The 22,416-nt window shown below is 74.8% G+C and carries 21 protein-coding genes and 1 pseudogene; 8 read left to right on the forward strand and 14 right to left on the reverse strand.

From position 1 onward, the window contains the following. The 4 genes and pseudogenes from ACFQLX_RS10325 to ACFQLX_RS10340 all read right to left on the reverse strand — a co-directional run. A pseudogene (locus ACFQLX_RS10325) lies at nucleotides 1–917 on the reverse strand (FtsX-like permease family protein); the annotation flags it as partial. 544 nt (nucleotides 918–1,461) lie between these two features. After that, the gene (locus ACFQLX_RS10330; RefSeq protein WP_386413938.1) at nucleotides 1,462–2,250 is read right to left on the reverse strand and encodes a DUF3710 domain-containing protein; all 789 of its coding nucleotides are present in this window, start codon (nucleotides 2,248–2,250) and stop codon (nucleotides 1,462–1,464) included. Between the two features lies 1 nt (nucleotide 2,251). Next, nucleotides 2,252–2,779: a dUTP diphosphatase gene (gene dut, locus ACFQLX_RS10335; protein WP_386413939.1), complete on the reverse strand. Its 528-nt coding sequence runs from the start codon at nucleotides 2,777–2,779 to the stop codon at nucleotides 2,252–2,254. Further along, nucleotides 2,776–3,360, reverse strand: coding sequence for a PaaI family thioesterase (locus ACFQLX_RS10340; RefSeq protein WP_386413940.1), 585 nt, complete (start codon nucleotides 3,358–3,360; stop codon nucleotides 2,776–2,778). Before ACFQLX_RS10340 ends, dut begins: the two co-directional genes overlap by 4 nt. A gap of 39 nt (nucleotides 3,361–3,399) precedes the next feature. On the opposite strand from ACFQLX_RS10340, the gene ACFQLX_RS10345 reads away from it, so the two are divergent. Beyond that, complete coding sequence (locus ACFQLX_RS10345) at nucleotides 3,400–3,846, forward strand: DUF3093 domain-containing protein (protein ID WP_386413942.1); 447 nt, start codon at nucleotides 3,400–3,402, stop codon at nucleotides 3,844–3,846. Between the two features lie 39 nt (nucleotides 3,847–3,885). Here ACFQLX_RS10345 and ACFQLX_RS10350 read toward each other — a convergent pair whose 3' ends face one another. The 4 genes from ACFQLX_RS10350 to ACFQLX_RS10365 form a co-directional block, all read right to left on the reverse strand. Beyond that, nucleotides 3,886–4,641, reverse strand: coding sequence for a hypothetical protein (locus tag ACFQLX_RS10350; RefSeq protein WP_386413943.1), 756 nt, complete (start codon nucleotides 4,639–4,641; stop codon nucleotides 3,886–3,888). 15 nt (nucleotides 4,642–4,656) lie between these two features. Beyond that, nucleotides 4,657–4,956, reverse strand: coding sequence for a DUF4193 domain-containing protein (locus ACFQLX_RS10355; RefSeq protein WP_386413945.1), 300 nt, complete (start codon nucleotides 4,954–4,956; stop codon nucleotides 4,657–4,659). A 337-nt stretch (nucleotides 4,957–5,293) separates the two neighbouring features. Then, the gene (locus ACFQLX_RS10360; protein WP_386413946.1) at nucleotides 5,294–6,607 is read right to left on the reverse strand and encodes a sensor histidine kinase; all 1,314 of its coding nucleotides are present in this window, start codon (nucleotides 6,605–6,607) and stop codon (nucleotides 5,294–5,296) included. A gap of 4 nt (nucleotides 6,608–6,611) precedes the next feature. Beyond that, nucleotides 6,612–7,265 (reverse strand): response regulator transcription factor, encoded by a 654-nt coding sequence (locus ACFQLX_RS10365; RefSeq protein WP_386413947.1) that lies wholly within the window; start codon nucleotides 7,263–7,265, stop codon nucleotides 6,612–6,614. A 407-nt stretch (nucleotides 7,266–7,672) separates the two neighbouring features. On the opposite strand from ACFQLX_RS10365, the gene ACFQLX_RS10370 reads away from it, so the two are divergent. Further along, the gene (locus ACFQLX_RS10370) at nucleotides 7,673–7,846 is read left to right on the forward strand and encodes a hypothetical protein (RefSeq protein ID WP_386413949.1); all 174 of its coding nucleotides are present in this window, start codon (nucleotides 7,673–7,675) and stop codon (nucleotides 7,844–7,846) included. Between the two features lie 115 nt (nucleotides 7,847–7,961). Here ACFQLX_RS10370 and ACFQLX_RS10375 read toward each other — a convergent pair whose 3' ends face one another. Together ACFQLX_RS10375 and ACFQLX_RS10380 are read right to left on the reverse strand one after the other, a co-directional pair. Further along, nucleotides 7,962–8,807, reverse strand: a complete 846-nt coding sequence (locus ACFQLX_RS10375) for an inositol monophosphatase family protein (RefSeq protein ID WP_386413951.1) — start codon at nucleotides 8,805–8,807, stop codon at nucleotides 7,962–7,964. Further along, nucleotides 8,804–9,922, reverse strand: coding sequence for a ferrochelatase (locus tag ACFQLX_RS10380; RefSeq protein ID WP_386413953.1), 1,119 nt, complete (start codon nucleotides 9,920–9,922; stop codon nucleotides 8,804–8,806). The genes ACFQLX_RS10375 and ACFQLX_RS10380 overlap by 4 nt, the downstream gene beginning before the upstream one ends. Nucleotides 9,923–10,140: 218 nt before the next feature. Between ACFQLX_RS10380 and ACFQLX_RS10385 the strand changes: the two genes are divergently transcribed. After that, nucleotides 10,141–11,382, forward strand: coding sequence for an MFS transporter (locus ACFQLX_RS10385; RefSeq protein ID WP_386413954.1), 1,242 nt, complete (start codon nucleotides 10,141–10,143; stop codon nucleotides 11,380–11,382). Further along, entirely contained in the window at nucleotides 11,339–12,667 is a 1,329-nt protein-coding gene (locus ACFQLX_RS10390) for a D-arabinono-1,4-lactone oxidase (RefSeq protein ID WP_386413955.1), read from the forward strand. The genes ACFQLX_RS10385 and ACFQLX_RS10390 overlap by 44 nt, the downstream gene beginning before the upstream one ends. Here ACFQLX_RS10390 and ACFQLX_RS10395 read toward each other — a convergent pair. Further along, a complete protein-coding gene (locus ACFQLX_RS10395; protein ID WP_386413956.1) occupies nucleotides 12,603–13,478 on the reverse strand; it encodes a hypothetical protein in 876 nt (291 codons plus the stop codon). The two genes, ACFQLX_RS10390 and ACFQLX_RS10395, sit on opposite strands and share 65 nt — an antisense overlap. Nucleotides 13,479–14,014: 536 nt before the next feature. Between ACFQLX_RS10395 and sepH the strand changes: the two genes are divergently transcribed. Beyond that, on the forward strand, nucleotides 14,015–15,148 hold the full coding sequence (gene sepH, locus ACFQLX_RS10400) for a septation protein SepH (RefSeq protein WP_386413957.1): 1,134 nt from the start codon (nucleotides 14,015–14,017) through the stop codon (nucleotides 15,146–15,148). Between the two features lie 94 nt (nucleotides 15,149–15,242). Here sepH and ACFQLX_RS10405 read toward each other — a convergent pair whose 3' ends face one another. Next, entirely contained in the window at nucleotides 15,243–16,070 is an 828-nt protein-coding gene (locus ACFQLX_RS10405) for a sulfurtransferase (protein WP_386413958.1), read from the reverse strand. Nucleotides 16,071–16,253: 183 nt separating this feature from the next. Between ACFQLX_RS10405 and ACFQLX_RS10410 the strand changes: the two genes are divergently transcribed. Beyond that, nucleotides 16,254–17,039, forward strand: a complete 786-nt coding sequence (locus ACFQLX_RS10410) for a VOC family protein (protein WP_386413959.1) — start codon at nucleotides 16,254–16,256, stop codon at nucleotides 17,037–17,039. Between the two features lie 35 nt (nucleotides 17,040–17,074). Here ACFQLX_RS10410 and ACFQLX_RS10415 read toward each other — a convergent pair whose 3' ends face one another. Then, on the reverse strand, nucleotides 17,075–17,920 hold the full coding sequence (locus tag ACFQLX_RS10415; protein WP_386413960.1) for a LysR family substrate-binding domain-containing protein: 846 nt from the start codon (nucleotides 17,918–17,920) through the stop codon (nucleotides 17,075–17,077). A gap of 57 nt (nucleotides 17,921–17,977) precedes the next feature. Here ACFQLX_RS10415 and ACFQLX_RS10420 point away from each other — a divergent pair, with 57 nt between their 5' ends. Together ACFQLX_RS10420 and ACFQLX_RS10425 are read left to right on the forward strand one after the other, a co-directional pair. After that, nucleotides 17,978–18,373 carry a DUF5997 family protein gene (locus tag ACFQLX_RS10420; protein ID WP_386413961.1) on the forward strand — a complete coding sequence of 132 codons (396 nt, stop codon included), beginning with the start codon at nucleotides 17,978–17,980 and terminating at the stop codon, nucleotides 18,371–18,373. Nucleotides 18,374–18,556: 183 nt separating this feature from the next. Then, nucleotides 18,557–20,194 carry a translation initiation factor 2 gene (locus ACFQLX_RS10425; protein ID WP_386413962.1) on the forward strand — a complete coding sequence of 546 codons (1,638 nt, stop codon included), beginning with the start codon at nucleotides 18,557–18,559 and terminating at the stop codon, nucleotides 20,192–20,194. Here the strand turns inward: ACFQLX_RS10425 and ACFQLX_RS10430 are convergent. Next, a complete protein-coding gene (locus ACFQLX_RS10430) occupies nucleotides 20,182–22,287 on the reverse strand; it encodes a hypothetical protein (protein WP_386413963.1) in 2,106 nt (701 codons plus the stop codon). The genes ACFQLX_RS10425 and ACFQLX_RS10430 overlap by 13 nt on opposite strands. Between the last annotated feature and the right edge of the window lie 129 nt (nucleotides 22,288–22,416).

Consider the following 22,416-nt stretch of genomic DNA (forward strand, 5'->3'; position numbering starts at 1 on the left):
GACGAGCAGGAGCCGCCACTGCGGGGCGTCGTGGAGGTCGAAGCCCCGGGCGCGGCGGCGAGGGCTGCGAGGAGCGCGGCGGGGAGGTACATGCCGGCGCGGGCCACCGCCACAGGGACGTCCAACTGACCCAGTTCGTAGGAGAGTTGGGTTTTGACGGCCACCTCCCGCAGCGGGGGCGGCGCGCCGCCGAAGACCGACAGGTCGGTGCGGCTGGCCGCGAAGGCGGGGATCCGCTCGCGCAGGGGGCCGATCTGGTCGAGGGTGAGGCGGCGGGAGTCCGGGGTGGCGATCCACAGCGCGGCGGCGTCGGCGGCCAGCGGCGGGGCGGCGGCGAAGGAGCCGGGGGCGAGCAGGACGATGCTGTCGGGCAGGCCGAAGGTGCCGGTCATGCCGTTCCACAGCGGGCCCTGCGCGGCGCGGCGGGTGTAGAGGCCGCTGACCTGGAGGGTGAGGCGGCCGGCGGCCACCCGGCTGCCGGGGCGCAGGCCGAAGCGGGCGGCGTAGTCGCGGTCGAAGGCGGCCTCGACGGTCTTCGCACCGGGGCCGGCGGCGGTACGGGGCCAGCGCCCCTCGGTGAGCCGGGCGTGGCTGGCGGGATCCGCCACGCCGAGCAGGGTGAGCCACATCGTGTCGCCGGCGGCGGGCAGTTGCCGGGTGTCGGCGGCGGGGGCCCGCAGCAGGGGCTGCACCTGGTGCTCGACGGGCCCGAACACGCCGTCCAGGGCCGCGCGCACGGGCGGATCGGCGGCCCGTAAACCGGCCGGATCGTAGCGCCCGGAGACCCGCACGGTGGCGTCCGGAGCGGCGGCGAGACGCTGGCGCGCACCGGTCTGCGCGGCGTGCTCGGTAAGGGCGACGAGCGCGGTGAGGACGACAACGGCGAGCAGCACGGTAAGCGCGGCCGCGCCAAGCACAAGCCCGTGGTGCGCACTGTGCCGCAGAACGACGGGCGCCAGCCTGCGCCGCGGCGGCGCGACAGGCGGCGGCCGCTCAGTAACGGCCGTCACGCAACTCCCCCGACAAACGGCACGACATGCACCCCGCCCCTTGGTGGTACAGACCTACGACCCCGGAGCCTAGGTTCCCCACCCCACCCCAGGAGAAGAAGTACGCCCCGACTTGATCAATTCGTTACCCCACCCACCACGCGCCCCACCCCGCCCAACGCCAGACCCACATCCAGCCCGTCCGGCGCCAGAACCACCCCGCCACCAGAGCCATATCCAGCCCGTCCGGCGTTTGAGGACTTCCGGCGAAGCCGGAAACGCGCCAGCCGGCGCAACGGCACCCTGTCACGCCACCCGACCCACACCCAGCCCGTCCGGCGCTTGAGGACTCCGGGCGAAGCCCGGACCGCGCCAGCCGGCGCGAACGGCACCCCCCGGAAAACGCGAACCGGCCGCCGCACCAGCCCCCCGCAGGGGACCCGTCCGACGACCGGCAAAACCGCGCAAGCGCTCAGCGGATCTCGGTGATCTCCGGCCCCCGCTGCAGGGAGTCGATCCCCCCCGCGAAGCGAGACGCGTCACCGTCGTCCTGCTGCACCCCGTCCGGCACCATCTGCGCGTCCGTGGGAAGCTTCAGCACGATCGGATCCCGCGGCGCCATCGGCGAATCGCCCCGCACCACGACGACATCACGGAAGATCTGCTCCAGCAGCCCCGCCGCGGCCGGCTGCACCGCGCCCTGCCCGGAGATGACCCCGCGCAGGAACCACCGCGGACCGTCGACACCGACGAAGCGCACGACCTGCACCCCGTTCTTGCCGTCCGGCAGCTGCACCGGCACCTGCGCGCGCAGCTCCCAGCCCAGCGGGCCCTCGATCTCGTCGACGACGCCGCCCTGCTGCGTGATCCCGCCGGCGATCTCGGCCCGGACCTCGCCCCAGATGCCCTCGTTGCGGGGCGCCGCGAAGGCCTGCAGCTGGACCGCGCTGTCGCGCAGCACGACCGTCGCCGCGACGATGGACTCGCCGGCGACCTCCACCCGCAGCTCCATACCGTCGACCCCGGGGACGAAGACGCCACCGAGGTCGATGCGCGCCTCGGCCGGCTTCTCGACCTCGCTGATGTCCCACGGCCCGTCGGGCCGGGGCGCGGGCGGCAGCGCGTAGGGAGCGGCCTCCCCGGCCTCTTCCCCGGCGGCGCCTTCGGCCGCGTCCTCTACCTGCTCCGCGTCCTGCGGCTCCGCGCCGTCGGCGAGCTTGTCGACGGCGTCCTCCCGCTGCTTACGACGACGTCCGAACACGTCACTGTCCTTCCCGGTCGGCAACGACCGAAGCGTACCCATGGCTGACCGCGGATTTCCCCAGCGAGGCGTGTCCTCCTGTGGATCCGTGCCCGCCCTCACCCCTGGCGGAGCCCGGAAGCTCCTCCACCTCATGGAATCGCACAACCTCCACCCGCTGGATCACCAGCTGGGCGACGCGGTCGAGGCGCTCGATCCGCACGCTGCGGCGCGGGTCGAGGTTCTGCAGAATCACCTTGACCTCCCCACGGTACCCGGCGTCCACCGTCCCGGGGGCGTTGAGGACCGTCACCCCGCACCGGGCCGCGAGCCCCGAGCGCGGGTGCACGAAGGCGGCGTACCCGGCGGGGAGCGCGAGGGAGATCCCGGTGCCGACCATCGCCCGCTCCCCGGGCGGCAGTTCGACCGACTCGGTGGTGACGAGGTCCAGCCCCGCGTCGCCCGGGTGGGCGTAGGAGGGGGGCGGCACCTCGGGGTCCAGGCGGCGCAGGAGTACGTCCACCGGCCCGGCGTCCGCGGCGGCCGTCACGGGTTCACCTCGAAGGCGCGGGCCCTGCGCATCATGTCGGGGTCGGCCAGCACCGCCTGGACCTCTTCCGGGCGGCCGTTCTCGATGAAGTGGTCGACCTTCACCTCGATGAAGAGGGAGTCGGCGCGCACGGCCACGGGGCCGTCGGGGGCGCCGATCCGGCCGGTGGCGGTGGCGTAGATCTTGCGGCCGTCGACGGCGAGGACGTGGGCGTCGAGGAAGAGGGTGGTGCCGACCGGCACCGGGCGCAGGTAGTTCGTCTCCAGTCGCCCGGTGACGGAGGTGGTGTGCAGCAGCCAGTTCAGCGAGCCGAGCGTCTCGTCCAGCGCGGCGGCCAGCACGCCGCCGTGGGCGAGGCCGGGGGCGCCCTGGTGGGCCTCGGTGACGGTGAACTCGGCGGTGACGCTGACCCCTTCGCCCGCGCGTGCGGCGAGGTGCAGTCCGTGCGGCTGGCCGCCGCCGCAGGCGAAGCACTGGTCGTAGTGGGGGCCGAGCAGCTCGCCGGGGGGCGGTGCGTCGGGGTGCCGGCGCGGCGGCGCGGCGTCCGCGGGGGGCTGGAGGGGGTTGTTGCTGGTGGTCACGGTGCAGACCCTATCCGGTGGCCGTGCGAAGCTTTGGGCATGGAGTCTTACGAAGAGCGGCTCAGCGCGCCGCGCTCGTGGTGGGTGGTGGTGGCCCTCGTCGGTCTCAGCCTGAGCCTGGTCTTCCTGCCCCTGGGCGCCCTGGCCTCACTGGCGGCCTTCGTGGGCGGTACGGCCCTGGCCGCGGTGGCCGTCTCGTCCTACGGATCGGCGCGGATCCGGGTGGTGGCCGGCTCGCTGGTGACGCCGACGGCCCGGGTCCCGGTGGCGGCGCTGGGCGCGGTGGAGCCGCTGGACGCCGAGGGGGCGCGCGCCTGGCGTTCGCACCGGGCGGACTCGCGCGCGTACATGCTGCTGCGGAGCTACATCCCGACGGCCGTGCGCATCCCGGTCACGGACCCGCAGGACCCGACGCCCTACCTCTACCTGTCGACGCGCTCGCCGCAGCGGCTGGCGGCGGCACTGGACGCGGTACGGGCCGACTGACGCCGGTGCGGTCGCCGGTGTGGTCGCGGGTGCGGGGCGTCAGCCCTCCAGCGCGCGCGGGGCGCCGCGGTCGCCGAACAGTCCCTTCCGCTTCTTCGCGTCCGTTCCGGGGCTCTCGTCCAGCTCCGCCCGCGCCCCGTACGGCAGGGCGTCCCAGGGGACCTGGCCCTGGGCCAGCTGGGCGCGCACCCGCGCGGCCAGCCGGCGGGTGTCGCGGCGGTTCATCACGGCCCCGGCGGCGGCGCCGATCATGAAGGGCGCCAGCACGGGCAGATTGCGGATCAGCCGCTTCAGCACCTGCTGGCGCAGCTGCTTGGCCACCTCACCGCCGATCACCGTGCCGATGCCCCGGCTCCGGCTCGCCTTCGCGCCGCCGTCGGCGGCCCACATCGTGAGGTAGGCGTAGGCCCGTTCGGCCTTGCTGCCCGGGGCGCGCTGCCCGTAGACCTCGCACAGCTCGGCGATGAGCTTGATCTCGATCAGTGCGACGCCGAAGACCTCCCCGGCCAGCTCCACCGGCATCGCGGGCGGGGCGGGGAGCGCCGCGGCGGCCCCGACCCCCGCGCCGACGGTGGAGGTGCCCTTCACGGCCCCGGCGACGAGCTTGTCGGCCAGCTCATGCGGCCCGAGGCCGGGGAACTGCCCGCGCAGCGTCGCGAGATCGCGGACGGGGATGCGCGGTGCGTTGTCGACGATGGCGTCGGACGCCGTCGTCAGCGCCTTGCGGGCGCCCTGGAGCGTCGCCGCCCCGGTCCGCCTCGCAAGGCCCTTGCCGTTCACGTCCCCGTCTCCCACGGCTTCCTGCCGTCCTCAGGCCACGCAGTCGCGGCAGATGGGGTTGCCGTTCTTCTCCGCCGCGAGCTGGCTGCGGTGGTGGACCAGGAAGCAGCTCATGCAGGTGAACTCGTCCGCCTGCTTGGGCAGCACGCGGACCGCCAGCTCCTCGTTGGAGAGGTCGGCGCCCGGGAGCTCCAGGCCCTCTGCGGCCTCGAACTCGTCGACGTCGACCGTCGAGGTGGCCTTGTCGTTCCGCCGGGCCTTCAGCTCCTCGATGCTGTCCTCGTTGACGTCGTCGTCCGTCTTGCGTGGTGTGTCGTAATCCGTAGCCATGGCGCTTCTCCCCCTCTGGGTATCTGTGGTGTCTCCAGCGCTCGTAACGCGTGAGAGGCCGGACTTGTGCCCGACCCGAGGCGGAGATTTTGCCTCACATCAGAGTCTGTTATGCAATCGACACCCACTCGGGCCCCTGAAGAGGCGATCCTGGCAGGTGGCGAACGGGACCGTACACCATTGTGATGGCCTGCTCGTGCACGCCACCCCCGGTACTTCCCGTGAGCACTGCCCGGGTAAACCCGGATCATCCCGGTGAAATTCCGGACACACCGATCACGCAGCGCAGTCGCCCCTCGGGCGTCCCCCGGGCACGGGCCGTGATCGATCCCACACCTTATACGGGCAGCGTGACCCGAATGACCAATCCGCCGCCTTCGCGGGGCTCGGCCGTGACCGTGCCTCCGTGCGCCCGCGTGACGGATCGCACAATGGACAGTCCCAGCCCGACGCCCCGGTCACTGCCGGTGCGCTCGGTGCGCAGCCGCCGGAAGGGCTCGAAGAGGGCGTCCACCTCGTACGCGGGCACCACGGGGCCCGTGTTGGCGACGGTGAGCACCGCCAGCCCGGGCTGGTCCGACACGGTCCTGGTGTCCACCTCGACCCAACCCTCCTCCTGCACGTTGTAACGCACGGCGTTCTGAAGGAGGTTGAGAGCCACCCGTTCGAGTAGTACCCCGTTCCCCTGTACGTAGGCGGGGTGGCGCACGCCGCGCAGCTCCACGCCCTTCTTCTCCGCCTCGCCGCGTACCTGGTCGACCGCTTGGGAGGCCACCTCGGCGAGGTCGACGGGTTTGCGGTCGACGATCTGGTTCTCCGAGCGCGCCAGCAGCAGCAGGCCCTCGACGAGTTGCTCGCTGCGCTCGTTGGTGGCCAGCAGGGTCTTGCCCAGCTGGGTCAGCTCGGCCGAGGCTTCGGGGTCGGAGAGCTGCACCTCCAGCAGGGTGCGGTTGATGGCCAGCGGGGTGCGCAGCTCGTGCGAGGCGTTGGCGACGAAGCGCTGCTGGGCGTTGAAGGCGCGGTCCAGGCGGTCGAGCATGTCGTCGAAGGTGTCGGAGAGCTCCTTCAGCTCGTCGTCAGGGCCGTCCAGCTCGATGCGCTTGTGCAGGTCGGAGCCGGCCACGGAGCGCGCGGTACGGGTGATGCGGCCGAGCGGGGCCAGCACCCGGCCGGCCATCAGGTAGCCCAGCGCGAAGGCCAGCACGGTGAGGCCCAGCAGCGAGAGCAGGGAGCGCCGCAGCAGGGAGTCCAGGGCGTGGCTGCGCTGGGCGTCGATGCAGGTCGACTGGATCTTGTTGAAGTCGGCGATGCTGACTTCGAACTTGCTGGTGATGCCGGCCCGCTGGGCGAACTGCTTCTCGGCGCAGGGGGTCAGGGACTCGACCCTGATGTTGTCGCCGTAGACGAGCTGGACGTTGGCCGCGCCCCCGTCGTGCAGCGCCTGGGCGGCGAGCAGGTAGATGATCGTCAGCAGCACCATGCCGGCCATCAGGAACATCCCGCCGTAGAGCAGGGTGAGCCTTATGCGGATGGTGGGGCGCAGCCAGGGGTAGCCGAGGGCGGGCGCGGCGCCGCCCCGGCCGGGGATCGGGTCCCAGGTGGGCTTGGGGGGCGCGGCGGGGGCGGCAGGGGTGGCGGGCGGCTCGCTCATCGCGTCAGATCCGGTAGCCGGAGCCGGGCACGGTGATGATCACCGGCGGCTCGCCGAGCTTGCGGCGCAGGGTCATCACCGTGACCCGTACGACGTTGGTGAAGGGGTCGGTGTGCTCGTCCCAGGCCTTCTCCAGCAGCTGCTCGGCCGAGACCACGGCGCCCTCGCTGCGCATCAGGACCTCCAGCACGGCGAACTCCTTGGGCGCGAGCTGCACCTGCTTGTCGTCGCGGAAGACCTCGCGGCGGTTGGGGTCCAGGCGGATGCCGGCGCGCTCCAGCACCGGCGGCAGCGCCTGGGTGGCGCGGCGGCCCAGGGCCCGGACCCGGGCGATGAGCTCGCTGAAGGCGAAGGGCTTGGGCAGGTAGTCGTCGGCGCCCAGCTCCAGCCCGGCGACCCGCTCGCTGATGTCGCCGGCCGCGGTGAGCATCAGCACCCGGGTGGGGATGCCCAGCTCGATGACACGGCGGCAGACGTCGTCGCCGTGGACGAGCGGGAGGTCGCGGTCGAGGACGACGACGTCGTAGTCGTTCAGCTCGATGCGGTCCAGGGCGGCCGCGCCGTCGTACACCACGTCCACGGCCATGGCCTCGCGCCGCAGCCCGGTGGCCACGGCATCGGCGAGCAGCTGCTCGTCCTCGACGACGAGTACGCGCAAGGGGGTGTCCTTCCGTGCGGGCGCCGCACAGTGCGGACGCGCGGGGGCTCCCGAACGGCCCAATGGGCACCCGGCGGGTGCCCGAGGGGGCCCGGGCAGGGCCCGCGGGAGGGGAGCCGCCCTCCATCCTGCCTGTACGACCGGTAAACCGGTCGTAAGAGACTGATTCCGAACTCCTCCGGGCCAGGCCGTCCTGCGCCCTTACACGGCTTCTGACAGGGCGTAAAGGGAAAAGTCGCGGAATCATGTTTCCGGCATGTGCCCTGCGGGGAGGACGACTGCACACCCGCCGATCACATCTGTCCGGCTACCCCAAGGCACGGCACACGCGCTGTAGCCGCCGGGCGACCCTGTGATCACCTTCCGTCGGCACACCCCCGTGCCCATCGACCGCCGAGGGGGCTCACATGGACGCATTCACCGCTGGCATTCTGCAGCGTATAAAGAGCACCGAGTCCGACATCGACCGGGCCCGCGAGTCGGGCGATGACTTCCTGCTCGAGGTGGAGACCGCCGAGCTGGAGGATCTCCGGCGGCTCGCCGCCGACCACGGTGTCGAGGTCGCCGCCGGCCGCAAATGACCCAGAGACGTGAAGCCCCGGTGCGCCTGGCGCACCGGGGCTTCACGCTGTCCGCGGGCGGTCGGGGGCGGTCAGGGGCGGTCAGGGCGGCTTCGGGTCGTACGGCCCCGGGGCCTCAGTCGTGCCAGGCGCCCAGCTCCTCCAGCGCCTCCCGCAGCGGGCCGAAGACGCCCGGTGACGCGGCGACCATCAGCTCGCCCGAGCCCGCCTCCCCGGGGCGGCCGCCCGTGAGCGCGCCGGCCTCGCGGGCGATGAGGTCGCCGGCCGCCAGGTCCCAGGGGTTGAGTCCGCGCTCGTAGTAGCCGTCCAGCCGCCCGCACGCCACGTCGCACAGGTCGATCGCCGCCGAGCCGCCGCGCCGGATGTCCCGCACCCGCGGCAGCAGCGCGCCGACGACCGCGGCCTGGGCGGCGCGCCGCCCGCGCAGATAGCCGAAGCCGGTGGCGACCAGCGCCTGGGCCAGCGGCGGCGAGGGGCGGCAGTGCACGACCTCACCGCCCAGCCGGGCGCCGCGGCCCAGCGCCGCGTGGTACGTCTCCCCGCGCATCGGCGCCTCGACCACGCCGACGAGGCGCTCCCCCGTCCCGGTCAGCTCCGCCGCGATCGACACGGACCATTCGGGGCGCCCGTAGAGGTAGTTGACCGTGCCGTCGAGCGGGTCGACGACCCAGCGCACCCCGCTGGTGCCCTCGACGCTGGCGCCCTCCTCGCCGAGGACGCCGTCGTGCGGGCGGGCGGCGGTGAGCAGCCCGGTGATGAGCTTCTCCGCGGCCAGGTCCATCTCCGTGACCACGTCCACGCTGCTGGTCTTGGTCGCCGCGACGGCGAGGTCCGCCGGGCGGCCGTCGCGCAGCAGCGCGCCTGCCTGCCGGGCGGCGTCCAGGGCCACGGCGAGCAGTTCGTCCTTCAGTGACTCCACCGCGGTGTCCTCCCGTGCTCCCTCGTCCTTCGCCTCCCTCACCGCTCCTCCGCCTCGCCGGCCGGCGCGGGGCGCCGGGCGCGGCCCGGGCAGCAGTCGGCCGGGCACACGTCGCGGCAGGGGCCCAGGGCCCCCAGGGCGCGGCGCGGGGGTGCGGCGCCGCGCTCCGCCGCCGCGCGCTCCAGCACCAACTCCCGTATCCCCGCGACGAATCGGGGGTCGGTGCCGACGGTCGCCGAGCGGACGGCGGGCAGGCCCAGCTCCGCCGCCCTGGCCATGGCCTCGGTGTCGAGGTCGTAGACGACCTCCATGTGGTCGGAGACGAAGCCGATCGGCGCCATGACCACCGCCGGCGCGCCCTGGGCCCGTACCGCCGCCAGGTGCTCGCAGATGTCCGGCTCCAGCCACGGGGTGTGCGGGGAGCCGCTGCGCGACTGGTAGACCAGCTCCCACGGGTGTGCCGTGCCGGTCGCCTCGCGCACCGCCCCGGCGATCAGCCGGGAGACCTCCAGGTGCTGCGCCACGTACGCGCCGCCCGCCGGGCCGGAGGTGTCGGCCGAGGCGGTGGGGATGGAATGGGTGGTGAACGCGAGGTGCGCGCCGTCCCTGACCTCCTCGGGCAGCTCCTTCAGCGCGTCCAGGACGCCGTCGACCATGGGCTCGACGAAGCCGGGGTGGTTGAAGTAGTGGCGGATCCGGTCGATCCGCAAGGCGCCCGGGGCGACGGCGCCCTCGGCCTCCAGCGCGGCGACGGCGGCGGCCAGGTCCTCCTGGTACTGCCGGCAGCCGGAGTACGAGGAGTAGGCGCTGGTCACCAGCGTCAGCACCCGGCGGTGGCCGGCCGCGGCCAGCTCGCGCAGGGTGTCGGTGAGCAGCGGCGTCCAGTTGCGGTTGCCCCAGTAGACGGGCAGGTCCACGCCGTGCCCGGCGAGGTCGGCGCGCAGGGCGGCGAGCAGTTCGCGGTTCTGGGCGTTGATGGGGCTGACCCCGCCGAAGCGGACGTAGTGCTCCCCCACCTCCGCCAGCCGCTCGCGGGGGATCCCCCGGCCCCGGGTCACGTTCTCCAGGAACGGCACGACGTCCGCCGGCCCCTCCGGTCCGCCGAAGGAGAGCAGCAGCAGGGCGTCGTAGGGGCGTACGTCGGGCGCGTCAGGCATACCCCGATCCTGCCATCAGCGGCCGCCCGAGAGCCTCCCGGGCCCGGCGCCCCCGGCAGACCGCCCGGCCGCCCCGCCCGCCCGGCATGGGAGGGCAACGGGTGAGAAGGGCTCCTAAGCTGGGGAAAACCTCCCGCCGGCGCCCTGGCGCGCGGGCGGGAGGACCGCCTGTCCGCAGCGCCCCCGTCAGAGCCGCACCGCACCCCTGTGAGCCGCACTTGCTAGGCCCCTACCGCGCCGTCTTCGCACGTCCCGGCACCCTGTCGTTCTCCGCCGCCGGCCTGCTGGGCCGGATGCCGCTGGCGATGACGGGGCTCGGGATCGTCACGATGATCTCCCAGCTGACCGGCCGCTACGGGCTCGCCGGCGCGCTCACCGCCACCCTGGCCGTCGCCTCGGCCGTCCTGGGCCCGCAGATCTCCCGCCTCACCGACCGCTACGGGCAGCGCCGCGTGATGCGCCCGGTGACGCTCGTCTCCGTCACCGCGATCGGCCTGCTGTGCCTGACGGCCGGCAGCGGCTGGCCGCGCTGGCTGCTCTTCGTCTTCTCGGCCGTCGCCGGCTGCGTGCCCAACGTGGGCTCCATGATCCGCGCCCGCTGGGCGCTGATCTACCGTGACGACCGCGGCCGGCTGCACACCGCGTACTCGCTGGAGTCGGTCGTCGACGAGCTGTGCTTCATCTTCGGCCCGATCCTGGCCATCGGGCTGTCCACCTCGCTCTTCCCCGAGGCGGGCCCGCTGCTCGCCGCCCTCTTCCTGCTGACGGGCGTGTGGTGGCTCACCTCCCAGCGGGCCACCGAGCCGCCGCCGCACCCGCCCGGGCAGCACACCGGCGGCGCCGTGCTGCGTACGCCCGGACTGCCGTGGCTGGTGGCGGCGTTCGTGGCGACGGGCGCGCTGCTGGCGGGCGCCGAGGTGGCGACGGTGGCGTTCGCCGAGGAGGAGGGCCACAAGTCCGCCGCGAGCCTGGTGCTGGCGCTGTGGGCGCTGGGCTCGGGGCTGGCCGGGCTGGTCTTCGGGCTCGTCCATCCCAGGGGACCGCTGTCCAGGCGCTTCCTGCTGGGAGTGACGGCGATGGCGGTGAGTATGATCCCGCTCCAACTGGTCGACAGCCTGCCGCTGCTGGCCGTGGCGCTGTTCGTCTCCGGTATGGCGATCGCTCCGACCATGGTGACCACCATGGCCATGGTCGAGCAGCTCGTCCCGCCGGCCCGGCTCACCGAGGGCATGACCTGGGTGAGCACCGGCCTCGCCGTGGGCGTGGCCCTCGGCTCGGCGGTCACCGGATGGGTCATCGACGCCTCCGGGGCGCGGGCCGGGTACGCCGTACCGGGGATGGCGGGAGCGCTCGCGGCCGTGGTGGCGCTGCTGGGGTACCGCCGGCTGCGGTCGGTGCCCGCACGGGAGGGGACGAATGCTGGGGACAGTGGCGGGGAGAAACGGGAGCACGTGGAGTAACTGGGCGGGGAACGTCACCGCGCGGCCGGCGCGCAGCGTCAGCCCGTCCAGTACGGAGGAGGTCGCCGCGGCGGTGCGGCGGGCGGCGGCGGAGGGGCTGACGGTCAAGGCGGTCGGTACGGGCCACTCCTTCACCCCCGTCGCCGCCACCGAGGGGCTGCTCGTACGGCCGGAGCGGCTGACGGGGATCCTCGCCGTCGACCGCGGCGCCGAGGGCGGGCCGACGGTCACCGTGGCGGCGGGGACGCCGCTGAAGGTGCTCAACCGGGAGCTGGCCGCGGCGGGGCTGTCGCTGACCAACATGGGCGACATCATGGAGCAGACCGTCTCCGGGGCGGTGAGCACCGGCACGCACGGCACCGGGCGGGCCTCCGCCTCCATCGCGGCGCAGGTGGTGGGCCTGGAGCTGGTGACGGCGGACGGGCAGGTGCTGAGCTGCTCGGCCCGGGAGAACGCGGAGGTCTTCACCGCGGCCCGGCTGGGGCTGGGCGCGCTGGGCGTGCTCACCTCGCTGACCCTCGCGGTGGAGCCGCTCTTCCTGCTGACCGCGCGCGAGCAGCCGATGCCCTTCGACGAGGTGACCGCGCGCTTCGACGAACTGGCCGGGGAGAACGAGCACTTCGAGTTCTACTGGTTCCCGCACACCACCGGCTGCCACACCAAGCGCAACAACCGCTCCCCCGGCCCCGCCGCCCCGCTGGGCGCGGTCGGCCGCTGGCTGGAGGAGGAACTGCTCTCCAACGGGGTCTGGGAGGTCGCCTGCCGGGTCGGGCGCGCCGTCCCCGCCGCGGTCCCCCCGATCGCGCGGATCGCCGCCGGCGCCTGGTCGGAGCGGACGTACACCGATCTGCCGTACAAGGTCTTCACCAGTCCGCGCCGGGTGCGCTTCGTGGAGATGGAGTACGCCCTGCCGCGCGCGGCGGCCATGGACGCGCTGCGCGAGCTGCGCGCCCTGATCGACTCCTCGGGGCTGCGGGTCGGCTTCCCGGTGGAGGTGCGGACCGCGCCGGCGGACGACCTGCCGCTGTCGACGGCCTCGGGCCGCGAGAGCGCGTACATAGCCGTGCACCTGTACCGGGGGACGCCGTACGAGGCGTACTTCACGGCGGTGGAGCGGATCATGACCGCCTACGGGGGGCGGCCGCACTGGGGCAAGCTGCACACCCGCGACGCGGACTACCTGGCGTCGGTCTATCCGCGCTTCGGGGAGTTCCTGGCGGTCAGGGAGCGGTTGGATCCGGGGCGGGTGTTCGCGAACGACTATCTGCGCCGGGTGCTGGGGTAGTCGGGGCGGCGCTCTCCGGGGCGGAGGGGTCCGGGGTGGGGGCGGCGGGCTCCTCGGCGCCGTCCGCCGGGGGCGTGGGGGCGGGCGTCGGCGTGGCCGGGGCGTCCTCCTCGCCGGGGGTGCCGCTCCCGGGGGGCGCCGTCTGCTTGCCGCCCTGTCCGCCGGGGGTGCTGCCGGGGTCGGGCTTCACGTCCCGGCCGCCGCTGTCCGCGGGGGCCTGCCCGTCGCCGTCGTCGGCGGGCTGCTTCTTCCCGCCGCCGCCGGTGTGCAGGACGCGGCCGATGCTCGTACCGCCGCCGTCGTCCCTGCCCCACCAGCCGGCCATCGTGCTGCCGGAGGCCGCCTCGATGCCGAAGACCGCCGCCATCCCCGTCGCGAAGACCACGGCCGCCGTCGCCGCCGCGCGCCGCCTGCCGCGCAGCCGGGTGCCGTGGACGGAGGCGGTGCTGTAGGAGCCGGGCGGGGCGCCGGGGGTGGCCTGGGGGGAGGTTCGGTGCGCGGCCTTGCGCCCGGTGTCCTGCGCCGCCTCGCGCAGCTGCTCGCCGGTGCGCCGGAACAGCTGCTGGAAGACCGCGCCGCCGACCGTCGCGCCGACGCTGACCACGCCGGCGCCGATGATCGTGCCGTACACGCCGAGGCTGGACGCCAGGAACGCCGCCACGACCGTGGCGCCGGCGCTGGCGGCCACCTGCGAGCCGTTCAGGTCCAGCCCCCGGCGGGCCCGCCGCTCACCGCCGCCGTCCCCGGTCGGCGCGGGCGCCGCCTCCGGTCCGGTCGCGTGCCGTACATCCCGCTTTGCTGTCTGGCGCATCCCCATCCACATCGGTCGCTCTTCGGCCTTTCCCCCATGAGTGACCCATGGGCGGACCGGGAAGTTCCGAATAGTCGGTTTCTGTGATTCACCCCACCCGCTGCCGCCCGTACCGGGGTCGGGGAATTCCCCGGGGAAGTTCGCCCGTTCGGCCGCGCCCCGGCAGAAGCGGCGCCTCCGCTCGGACCGCCGCCCTCCGAATCGGGAGATTCCGTGATCCTTCGCCCCGCGTCGACGCAGGTGGCGGGCGCGAAGCGGGCCAACTCGGGGCCTGTGCGAGAAGTTGGGCGGCGTGCCGGTACGGTCTTCCGGCGCGAACGGGGCCCGAATGGAGTACTGTGACGAACCCGTGCTCCGGCGTCCCGTTCCACGGGTGGCCCGCATGGTCACTCAGCGTTGCAAATTGGTAACCGTGCCATAAACGGCGCTCAGGACCCAGGTCCGACACGCCGGGCAACTCGGTAGCAAAGTGGAAAGGTTGTGGCAGTCCGCACGCGGACAGGCCACACTCGACTAGCGGAAGCAGCGACGCACACGTGACGTCGGCAGGCACGACCCGGGAGGTCCCCATGCCCGAACTGCGTGTCGTGGCCGTCAGCAACGACGGCACACGGCTGGTGCTGAAGGCTGCGGACGCCACGGAGTACACCCTTCCGATTGACGAGCGGCTGCGGGCCGCCGTCCGCAACGACCGCGCACGCCTCGGCCAGATCGAGATCGAGGTCGAGTCCCACCTGCGTCCCCGCGACATCCAGGCGCGGATACGGGCCGGCGCCTCCGCCGAGGAGGTCGCGGCCCTCGCGGGCATCCCGGTCGACCGGGTGCGGCGCTTCGAGGGACCGGTGCTCGCCGAGCGGGCGTTCATGGCCGAGCGGGCGCGCAAGACGCCGGTGCGGCGCCCCGGCGAGTCCACGGGCCCGACGCTGGGCGAGGCGGTCGCCGAGCGGCTGATGATGCGCGGCGTGGAGAAGGAGACCGTCCAGTGGGACTCCTGGCGGCGTGACGACGGCACCTGGGAGGTGCTGCTCGTCTACCGCGTCGCCGGTGAGCCGCACAGCGCCGGGTGGACCTACGATCCGCCGCGTCGGCTCGTCCAGGCGGTGGACGACGAGGCCCGTTCGCTGATCGGCGAGTCCGACGAGCCGCCGGAGCCCTCGTTCCCCTTCATCCCCCGGATCGCGCGCCTGCCGCGTACGGACCGGGACGCGGAGGGCCCCGAGCGCCCTGAGCGTCCCGAGCGCGCCACCGGGCGGGAGCGTGACCGCGAGCCCGAGGCGGGGAGCGGAGCCGACCGGGGCAGTGGGGCGTCGGGATCGTCGGGCGCCTCCGATTCGCTGACCAGTCTGCTGGAGGCGGTGCCCAACTTCGTCCGGGGCGACCTGGTGGCGCCCGAGCAGTCGGCGCCGGCGGTGGAGACCCCCGAGCCGCCGGTCGCGCCGCCCGCCGTCGAGGTGGCGGAGCCCGCCGCTCCGGCGGCTGCCGCGGCCTCGGCCGGCTCGGCGTACGCGGATGTGCTGATGCCGCCGCGCAGCGTGCGCGGCCACCGGGAGCGGCTGACGGGGCAGACGGACCGCCAGGCCGAGGCGGACGGGGTGCGTCCGGGGCGCCGGGCGTCGGTCCCCTCCTGGGACGAGATCGTCTTCGGCTCGCGGCGCAAGAAGCCCGAGTAGTCCGAACGGCCCGAACGGCTAGCGCGCGAACGGCGGCCGGCCCCCCTCCGAGGGGGGTCGGCCGCCGTTTCGCTTCGGGGTGCTCCCGGTCGGATCAGCCCCGCTCGGGCCCGGTCGCCACCGGCCGCGCCGGGTCGGCGGACCACTCCGACCAGGAGCCGACGTACAGCGCGGCGTCCACGCCCGCCACCGCCAGGGCCAGCACCTCGTGGGCGCCCGAGACGCCGGAGCCGCAGTAGACGCCGACCTCGGCGCCGGGGACGGCGCCCAACTCCGAGAAGCGGCCGGCCAGTTCGGCGGCCGGACGGAAGGTGCCGTCGGGTGCGGTGTTCTCCGTGGTGGGGGCGCTGAGGGCGCCGGGGACATGGCCGGCGACCTTGTCGATGGGCTCGGTCTCGCCCCGGTAGCGCTCCCCGGCCCGTGCGTCGAGCAGTACGCCGCGGCGGGCGAGGGCGGCGGCCTCGTCGGCCGTGAGGTGGCCGTACGGGCGCGGTACGGGGCGGAAGTCGCCGGGCTCCGGGGCCGGGACGGCGGTCGAGAGGGGGCCGGTCCAGGCGGCCAGTCCGCCGTCCAGGACCCGTACCGAGGGGTGACCCGTCCAGCGCAGCATCCACCAGGCGCGGGCGGAGGCCCAGCCCAGCCAGTCGTCGTACACGACCACGTCGCGGTCCGCCGAGACCCCGGCCCGCCTCATCGCCGCCTCGAAGACGGCGGGCTCGGGCAGCGGGTGGCGGCCCCCGGCGCCGGGCGGGCCGGCGAGTTCGGCCTCCAGGTCGACGAAGACCGCGCCGGGGATGTGCCCCGCCCCGTACGCGAGCCGGCCGGGCGGGCCGCCCATCCGGTAGCGGACGTCGAGCAGCACCGGGGCGTCGAGGCGGGACAGGGCGGCGGCGAGGTCGGGCGCGGAGATCAGCGGTTCCATGGGGCCATCCTCGCGCAGTCGCCGCGGCGGCACGACAGGGCACCGGCGGTGGCTTTTCGTGAGCGCGGGGACACCCTCCGGAAACGTCACGGAAACCCCATCGCCGACATTTCACCTGGGAATTGGGGAGAATTCGTCGCACAGGGGGCGCGGTTTGCGCTGCCGGGTGGAAGCATCTCCCCCATGACCGAGGGAGCGAGCGACCCGACAGTGCCACGAGCCCCGGGCACCCCGGGCTGGGTGACACTGCTGTCGCACAGCCTGCCGGCCGCCCGTGACTTCTACGGGGCCCTGTTCGGCTGGCAGTTCACCGAGCCGGGCGCGCGGGTGGGTCCGTACGAGCACGCGCTGCGCGTCCAGTGCGGCGGCCGGGATCTGGCGGGCATGGGCGAGTTGGCGCCCCGGAGCCGCCGACTGCCCGCCTGGACGCCGTACTTCACGGTGCCGGACGCGGACGGGGCGGCGGACGCGGTGCGCTTCACCGGCGGCACGGTGGCCGTCGGACCGCTGGACCTCGGCCGGCGCGGGCGGATGGCGCTCTGCGCGGATCCGGCCGGCGCGGTCCTGGGCGTCTGGCAGCCGCGCGGGCCCCACGAGCCGCCCCGGCGGCCGCAGACCGGCGCGGCCGTCTGGCACGAGCTGTGGGTGCCGGAGCCCTCGGCGGTCACCCGCTTCTACGAGTGGGTCTTCGGCTGCGCCTTCGACAAGCAGCCGGACGGCTCCCTCACGCTGCGCGCCGGCGGTCGGGCCGTCGCCGCGATCCGCCCCCTGTCCCCCGCCTTCCCGCCGCACACCCCCGCGCACTGGGGGACGCACTTCGCGGTGAAGGACGTCGCGGAGTCCCTCGACCGGCTGCTGGGGCTGGGCGGGCGGGTCCTGCGCGGGCCGTACGAGACGGCGGCGGGGCGGCGGCGGGCTGAGGCGGCGGATCCGGAGGGGGCGCGGTTCACGCTGGTGGAGTGGGACTGAGGGCGGTGCGCGCGCCCGTACGTCAGGCCCGTACGTCAGGAGGGGCGGCGGCGGGGGCGGGCGGTGCCCTTGCGGGCGTTCGCGCCGCCGGCGCGCTTGGCGGCCGGGGGCTTGCCCTTGGCGCCCTTGACACCCTTGGCGCCCCCGCCTCCGCCGCCCTTGGCCGTCCCGCTCCCGGCGGCCTTCGCCCTGGCCGGCTTCCCGGACTTCTCCGGCTTCGCCGCCTCCTCCGTACGGCGCCCCCGCGAGCTGTTGGCGGTCCGGCCCCGGACGATGCCGATGAAGTCCTCCACCCGGTCCGTCGTGGCCTCCTCCGGCCAGGCGAGGGCGAGCTGCGACTCGGGCAGGCCGGTCACGGGGCGGTAGGTGAGGTCCTTGCGGTGGTGCAGGCGGGCCAGCGACTGCGGGACGGCCAGCACGCCGACGCCCGCCGCCACGAGCTGCACGGCGTCCTCGGTCGTCGCCGGGCGCTCCAGGGCCGGGCGGCCGGGGGGCCGCGCCAGGCCCGCGGCGGCCCAGTCCAGGGTGTCGTCGAGGGGGTGCAAGGCCAGCTCGTCGGCCAGGTCCTCGGCGCTCAGGGTGTCGGCGGCGGCGAAGAGGTGGTCCTTCGGGACGACCACGACGGTCGTCTCCGTGTAGAGCGGGATGGCGTGCAGGTCCGTACGGTCGATCGGCAGCCGTACGAACCCCGCGTCCAGCCGACGTCCGCGCAGCGCGGCGGGGGCCTCGGCGGGCTCGACGGAGACCAGCTCCAGGGGGAGGCGCGGATAGCGCTCCCGCCAGATCCGCACCCATTTGCCGGGCGTCACACCGGGCACGTAGCCGAGGCGGAAGACCGCCGGGGCCGCCGGGTCGGGGGTGGGATCGTCGGTGGCGTTCACGTGCCTCAGCGTAGCCGCCGGGATCCGGGGCGGCTCACCTGCTCGTATCCTTCATGCATGAACGCGCAACAGAACGCCCAGACCATGAAGCCCGCCACCGCGGCGAAGAAGCTGGGTGTGCACCTCGACGCCACCCCCGAGGAGTTCCGCAGCGGTGTCGTGACGCGCGCCGAGCTGAACGCCCTGCAGGCGGACCCGCCCCAGTGGCTGAGCGACCTGCGCCGCGACGGCCCGCACCCGCGCCCGGTGGTCGCCGCCAAGCTCGGCGTCTCGATCTCCGGCCTCGCCCGCGGCGGCGTCACGGAGGCGCTGACCACGGCGCAGATCGACGCGCTGAAGGAGGAGGGCCCGGAGTGGCTGCGCAAGGAGCGCGCCACGCAGGCGGAGGTCCGCCGGGAAGCGGTGCGCCTGAAGGAGAAGAAGGCGGCGGAGGCGGAGTCGCGGCAGGACTGAGCACGCCGTCAGTAGGATCGGCGCATGCCGTTCGAGGAGCCCGGTGATGGGGGGAGAGATCCTGACAACGCCGGGCTTTTCAGGGGTATTTGCGGTAGAATAGAGAGTTTCAGCGAGCGAGCGAGCGAGCGAGCGAGCGAGCGAGCGAGTCAGGCAGACAGACAGACAGACCGCGAGCGGGCCGTGCTCGTCGCCGTCCGGTCGGCCGCGTCCCTGTACCGGCTGCTCGACGTGCTTCCCGTCTTCGAGGGCGACGGGCGCATCGCGGTCCGCTTCACCCTCGTGCCGGGCTCGGCCTTCGACGTGGACGCCCTCGCCGCCCTGGAGCGCTCCGGCGCCCGTACCCTCAGCTGGGCGCAGGCCCTCGGCCGTAAGCACGATCTGATACTCGGCGCCGCCCCGAAGGGCGAGCTGCGGTCGCTCTCCGGCCCCCGGGTCGTGCTGCCGCACGGCGCCGGCTTCAACAAGGCGCTCCCACAGGAGGGTTCACCCCTGCTGCCGTCCGGTCTCGACCCCCACTACCTGCTCCCCGGCGGGGAGCCGCTGGCGGACCTGCACGTCCTGGCGCACGACGAGCAGCTCGCCCGGCTGGCCGCGCACTGCCCGCCGGCGGCAGCCCGGGCGGCGGTGGTCGGCGATCCGACGCTGGACCGGTTGACGGCCTCGCTCCCCCGGCGGGAGGACTACCGCCGCGCCCTCGGTACGGGCCCGCGCCGCCTGGTCGTGCTCACCTCCACCTGGGGTCCGGAGTCGCTGCTCGCCCGGCGCCCGGAGCTGGCGGTCGAGCTGGCCCAGGGGCTGCCGCACGACGCGTACCAGCCGGCCCTGGTCGTCCATCCCAACGAGTACAGCAGGTCCGGTCCCTTCGAGCTGACCCGGCGGCTGGCCCCCGCGCTGGCGGCGGGGCTGGTGCTGGCGCGGCCGCACGAGGAGTGGGCGGCCCTGCTGGTCGCGGCCGACGCGGTGGTCACCGACCACGGCTCGACCGCCCTGTACGCCGCCGCGCTGGGCCGCCCGGTCATCGGCGCGTACGACGGCGGCCGCGAGCTGATCCCCGGCAGCCCCCTGGCGGAGCTGCTCGCGCGGGCGCCCCGGCTGCACCCCGGGGCCGGGGCGAAGGGGCTGGTGGCGGCGCTGGAGGCGGCGGGGCAGCTGGACGCCGGCGAGTTCGCGCACCGCGCCTTCGCCCGGCAGCCGGCGCTGCCCCGGCTGCGCGAGGAGCTGTACCGGCTGCTGGGGCTGCCTCCCGGGAGGACGCCGGTGGCCGCGCGCCCGCTGCCCGCACCGCGTACGCCGTCCCGGCCGGCCGCCGCTTTCGCCGTACGGGCCGAGGTGGCCGGGGTGCGCGTGGCCATCACCCGCTTCCCCGCCGCCGGCCCCGAGCCCGCGCACCATCTGGCGGCGGAGCACCCCCCGGCCGATCCGCGCCTGCTGCACAGCGCGGCGGTGCTGTGGCGCCGCGCCCGGCCCGCCGCCGCGCCGCACGCCAGCGGCTGGACCGCCGCGGGGTGGACGGCCCACGTGTTCGCGCAGGCGCCCGGCTGCCGGACGGCCGCCGCGGTCCTGGATGCCGGCCGGGTCCTGGTCCGGCACCGTTCGGCCGGGCTGCTGAGCGTCCGGGTGGCACCGTCCCTGGTGGAGGGGCGGGTGCTGCGCTGCGATCCGGCCGCCGCGGTCTCGGCCGTGCACGCCTGGCTGGCAGCCGGGGGCCGGACGCCGGAGGCGGCCGACTGGGTGTCGCTGGTCTGCGAGGTCGGGGGGCTGCGGGTCGGGGTGGAGGTGGGGCGGGCGCGGGAGGCGGATCTCGACTACGAGGTCTGAGGGGGCGCTCCGTGGCGTTCGGCGAGCAGCCGGGCGGCGGCGCGGTGCTCCGCGGCCTCCTGCGGTTCGTCCAACTCGCCGAGGAGGGCGGCCAGTTCCTCCCGTACGCGTGCCTCGTCGGCGGTGGATCCGCGGGCGCACGCGCCCGCCAGCGCCGTACGCAGCGGGGCGAGCGCCTCCGTCGGCCGGCCGGCGCCCCGCAGCGCGCGGCCGAGGGCGAAGGCGGTCCTGGCCGTCATGCGCTCGCGCCGCTGCCCGGCCGCCATCCGGTGCGCCTGCGCCAGCAGTTCGGCCGCGTGCCCGTAGTCGGCGCCGCGCAGGGCGGTCTGTCCGAGGTGGTAGGTCTGGAGCAGGACGCCGTAGGCGTTGCCGATCTCCTGGTGGACGCGCCGGGCCGCCTCGAAGTCCCGGGCTGCCGCGTCCAGGTCTCCGACGGCCAGCCGCAGATTGCCTCGGAACTCCGTCACCGAAGCCGTCAGTTTGCGCTCGTTGGTGCCGTCGCCCAGGGTTTCGGCGATGCCCAGCGCCCGGCCCAGCTGTTCGGCGGCCTCCTCGTAGCGCTCCTGCTCCCACAGTGCCCGGGCCAGCTGGCAGCGGGTACGGGCCATCGCCCGCGGTTCCTCCGCGCGGTCGGCGGCGGCTACGGCGGTGCGGAAGGCGTCGGTGGCGTCCGCGTAGTGCCGGTGGTCGAGGAAGTGGGTCCACAGCGGTTCGGCCAGCGCCCAGGCGTCCTCGTAGCGTCCGTCGTCGAAGGCGAGGCGTACGCAGGCGTGCAGCGGGAGGCGCCGCTCCGCCAGCCAGCGCAGGGCTGCGGGAGGGTCGGTGAACTCCACGTCCGGTACGCCGGGCAGTGCCTCGGGCAGCGCGGCGAAGGTCATGCGGGGGCCGGCGGCCAGCAGGTCGGCGCGTGCCGCCTGGCGGCGGTACCAGCGGATCAGGGTCCGCAGGGCCGCCGCGCGCTCCGCACCCTGCGGATCGGCGTGGTGGGCGCGGCGGGCGGCGTGTCCGCGCAGCAGGGCGTGCATACGGTGCTCGGGTCCGCGCCGCTCCAGCAGGCCGGCGGTCTCCAGCTCCTCCAGTGCGTCCTCGGCCTGCTCGACGGCCGTGCTTTCCCCGGCCTCCCCGCCTCCCGTGGGCCCGGCGCCGAGCAGCGCGGCGGCCTCCAGAGTGGTCACGGTCGGGCCGGGGTGGTGGGCGAGCAGGCGGTAGAGCCGGGCGGCCAGCCCGCCCAGGTCGGCGTACGCCGCGTCCCAGACCGCCTCCACCACGGGGATCCCCTTCTCGCGCAGTTCGCGGGTCAGTTCGGCGACCAGCCGGGACAGGGCGCGGCGGGGGTGGCGGCGTACCCACTGGGCCGCCACGTGCAGCGCGGCCGGCAGTCCGCCGCAGCTTCCGGCCAGCTCCGCCGCCGCCTGCGGCTCGGCGGTCAGCCGGGGGCCGTCCACCAGGCGGTGCAGGAGGCGGACGCCGTCCTCGGCGGTCAGCGGTCCCACCGGCACCTCGGCGGCTATGCCGGGGAGGTCGTGCAGGGGGGCGCGGCTCGTGACGATGACCAGGCTCGCGGCGGAGGCGGGGAGCAGGGGCGCGGCCTCCGTGCCGTAGCGGGCGTTGTCGACGACCACGAGGAGCCGCTTGCCGCGGGTGAGGGTCCAGTACTGCTTCGAGCGGGCCGCGAAGCCGCGGCCGAGCCACTGGGGGTCGACGCCCAGGCCGCCCAGCAGCTCGCCGAGCGCGTCCGCGAGCTCCACCACCCCCTCGCGGCGCAGGTCGTCGAGGTCGAGGTAGAGGACGCCGTCGGGGTAATCCTCGGCGCGGCGGCGGGCCAGGTGGAAGCCGAGGGCGGTCTTGCCGATGCCGGCGATCCCGGTCAACGAGACGACCCGCGGCCCGGGTCGGGAGGGCGGCCCGGCGGTGGCGCGGTCGACCAGCTCCTGCTCCGCCCGGCGGTTCTCGAAGTGCACGAGGGAGGGCGGCAGTTGGAAGGGGGCGGGCGGGGCGGAGGCGTGGTAGTGCTGGTGCAGCTCTCCGATCCGCCCGGCCTGGACCACGGTGTGGGCGTGGCCGTCCAGCCGGTTGAAGGTGTCGTCCGCCATTCTCCAACCCTACTGAGAAGTGGGCGAGTTGGCTCGGATACGGGCGATCACCCCCGCGCGGGGGCGCCGTTGCCGCAGGTGCGGGAGCGCTCCTATGGTGGGTGCGACAACCCGGACAGGGGGAGCGGC

It is taken from the genome of Streptomyces polyrhachis, from assembly GCF_042663125.1.
GTDB lineage: Bacteria > Actinomycetota > Actinomycetes > Streptomycetales > Streptomycetaceae > Streptomyces > Streptomyces polyrhachii.

Bases quoted from the DNA above. Each gene is read 5' to 3' on its own strand.
- ACFQLX_RS10345 (WP_386413942.1), top strand. From the start codon at position 3,400: ATGGAGTCTTACGAAGAGCGGCTCAGCGCGCCGCGCTCGTGGTGGGTG.
- ACFQLX_RS10355 (WP_386413945.1), bottom strand. From the start codon at position 4,956: ATGGCTACGGATTACGACACACCACGCAAGACGGACGACGACGTCAAC.
- ACFQLX_RS10360 (WP_386413946.1), bottom strand. From the start codon at position 6,607: ATGAGCGAGCCGCCCGCCACCCCTGCCGCCCCCGCCGCGCCCCCCAAG.
- ACFQLX_RS10370 (WP_386413949.1), top strand. From the start codon at position 7,673: ATGGACGCATTCACCGCTGGCATTCTGCAGCGTATAAAGAGCACCGAG.
- ACFQLX_RS10380 (WP_386413953.1), bottom strand. From the start codon at position 9,922: ATGCCTGACGCGCCCGACGTACGCCCCTACGACGCCCTGCTGCTGCTC.
- ACFQLX_RS10390 (WP_386413955.1), top strand. From the start codon at position 11,339: ATGCTGGGGACAGTGGCGGGGAGAAACGGGAGCACGTGGAGTAACTGG.
- ACFQLX_RS10395 (WP_386413956.1), bottom strand. From the start codon at position 13,478: ATGCGCCAGACAGCAAAGCGGGATGTACGGCACGCGACCGGACCGGAG.
- ACFQLX_RS10405 (WP_386413958.1), bottom strand. From the start codon at position 16,070: ATGGAACCGCTGATCTCCGCGCCCGACCTCGCCGCCGCCCTGTCCCGC.
- ACFQLX_RS10410 (WP_386413959.1), top strand. From the start codon at position 16,254: ATGACCGAGGGAGCGAGCGACCCGACAGTGCCACGAGCCCCGGGCACC.
- ACFQLX_RS10420 (WP_386413961.1), top strand. From the start codon at position 17,978: ATGAACGCGCAACAGAACGCCCAGACCATGAAGCCCGCCACCGCGGCG.
- ACFQLX_RS10430 (WP_386413963.1), bottom strand. From the start codon at position 22,287: ATGGCGGACGACACCTTCAACCGGCTGGACGGCCACGCCCACACCGTG.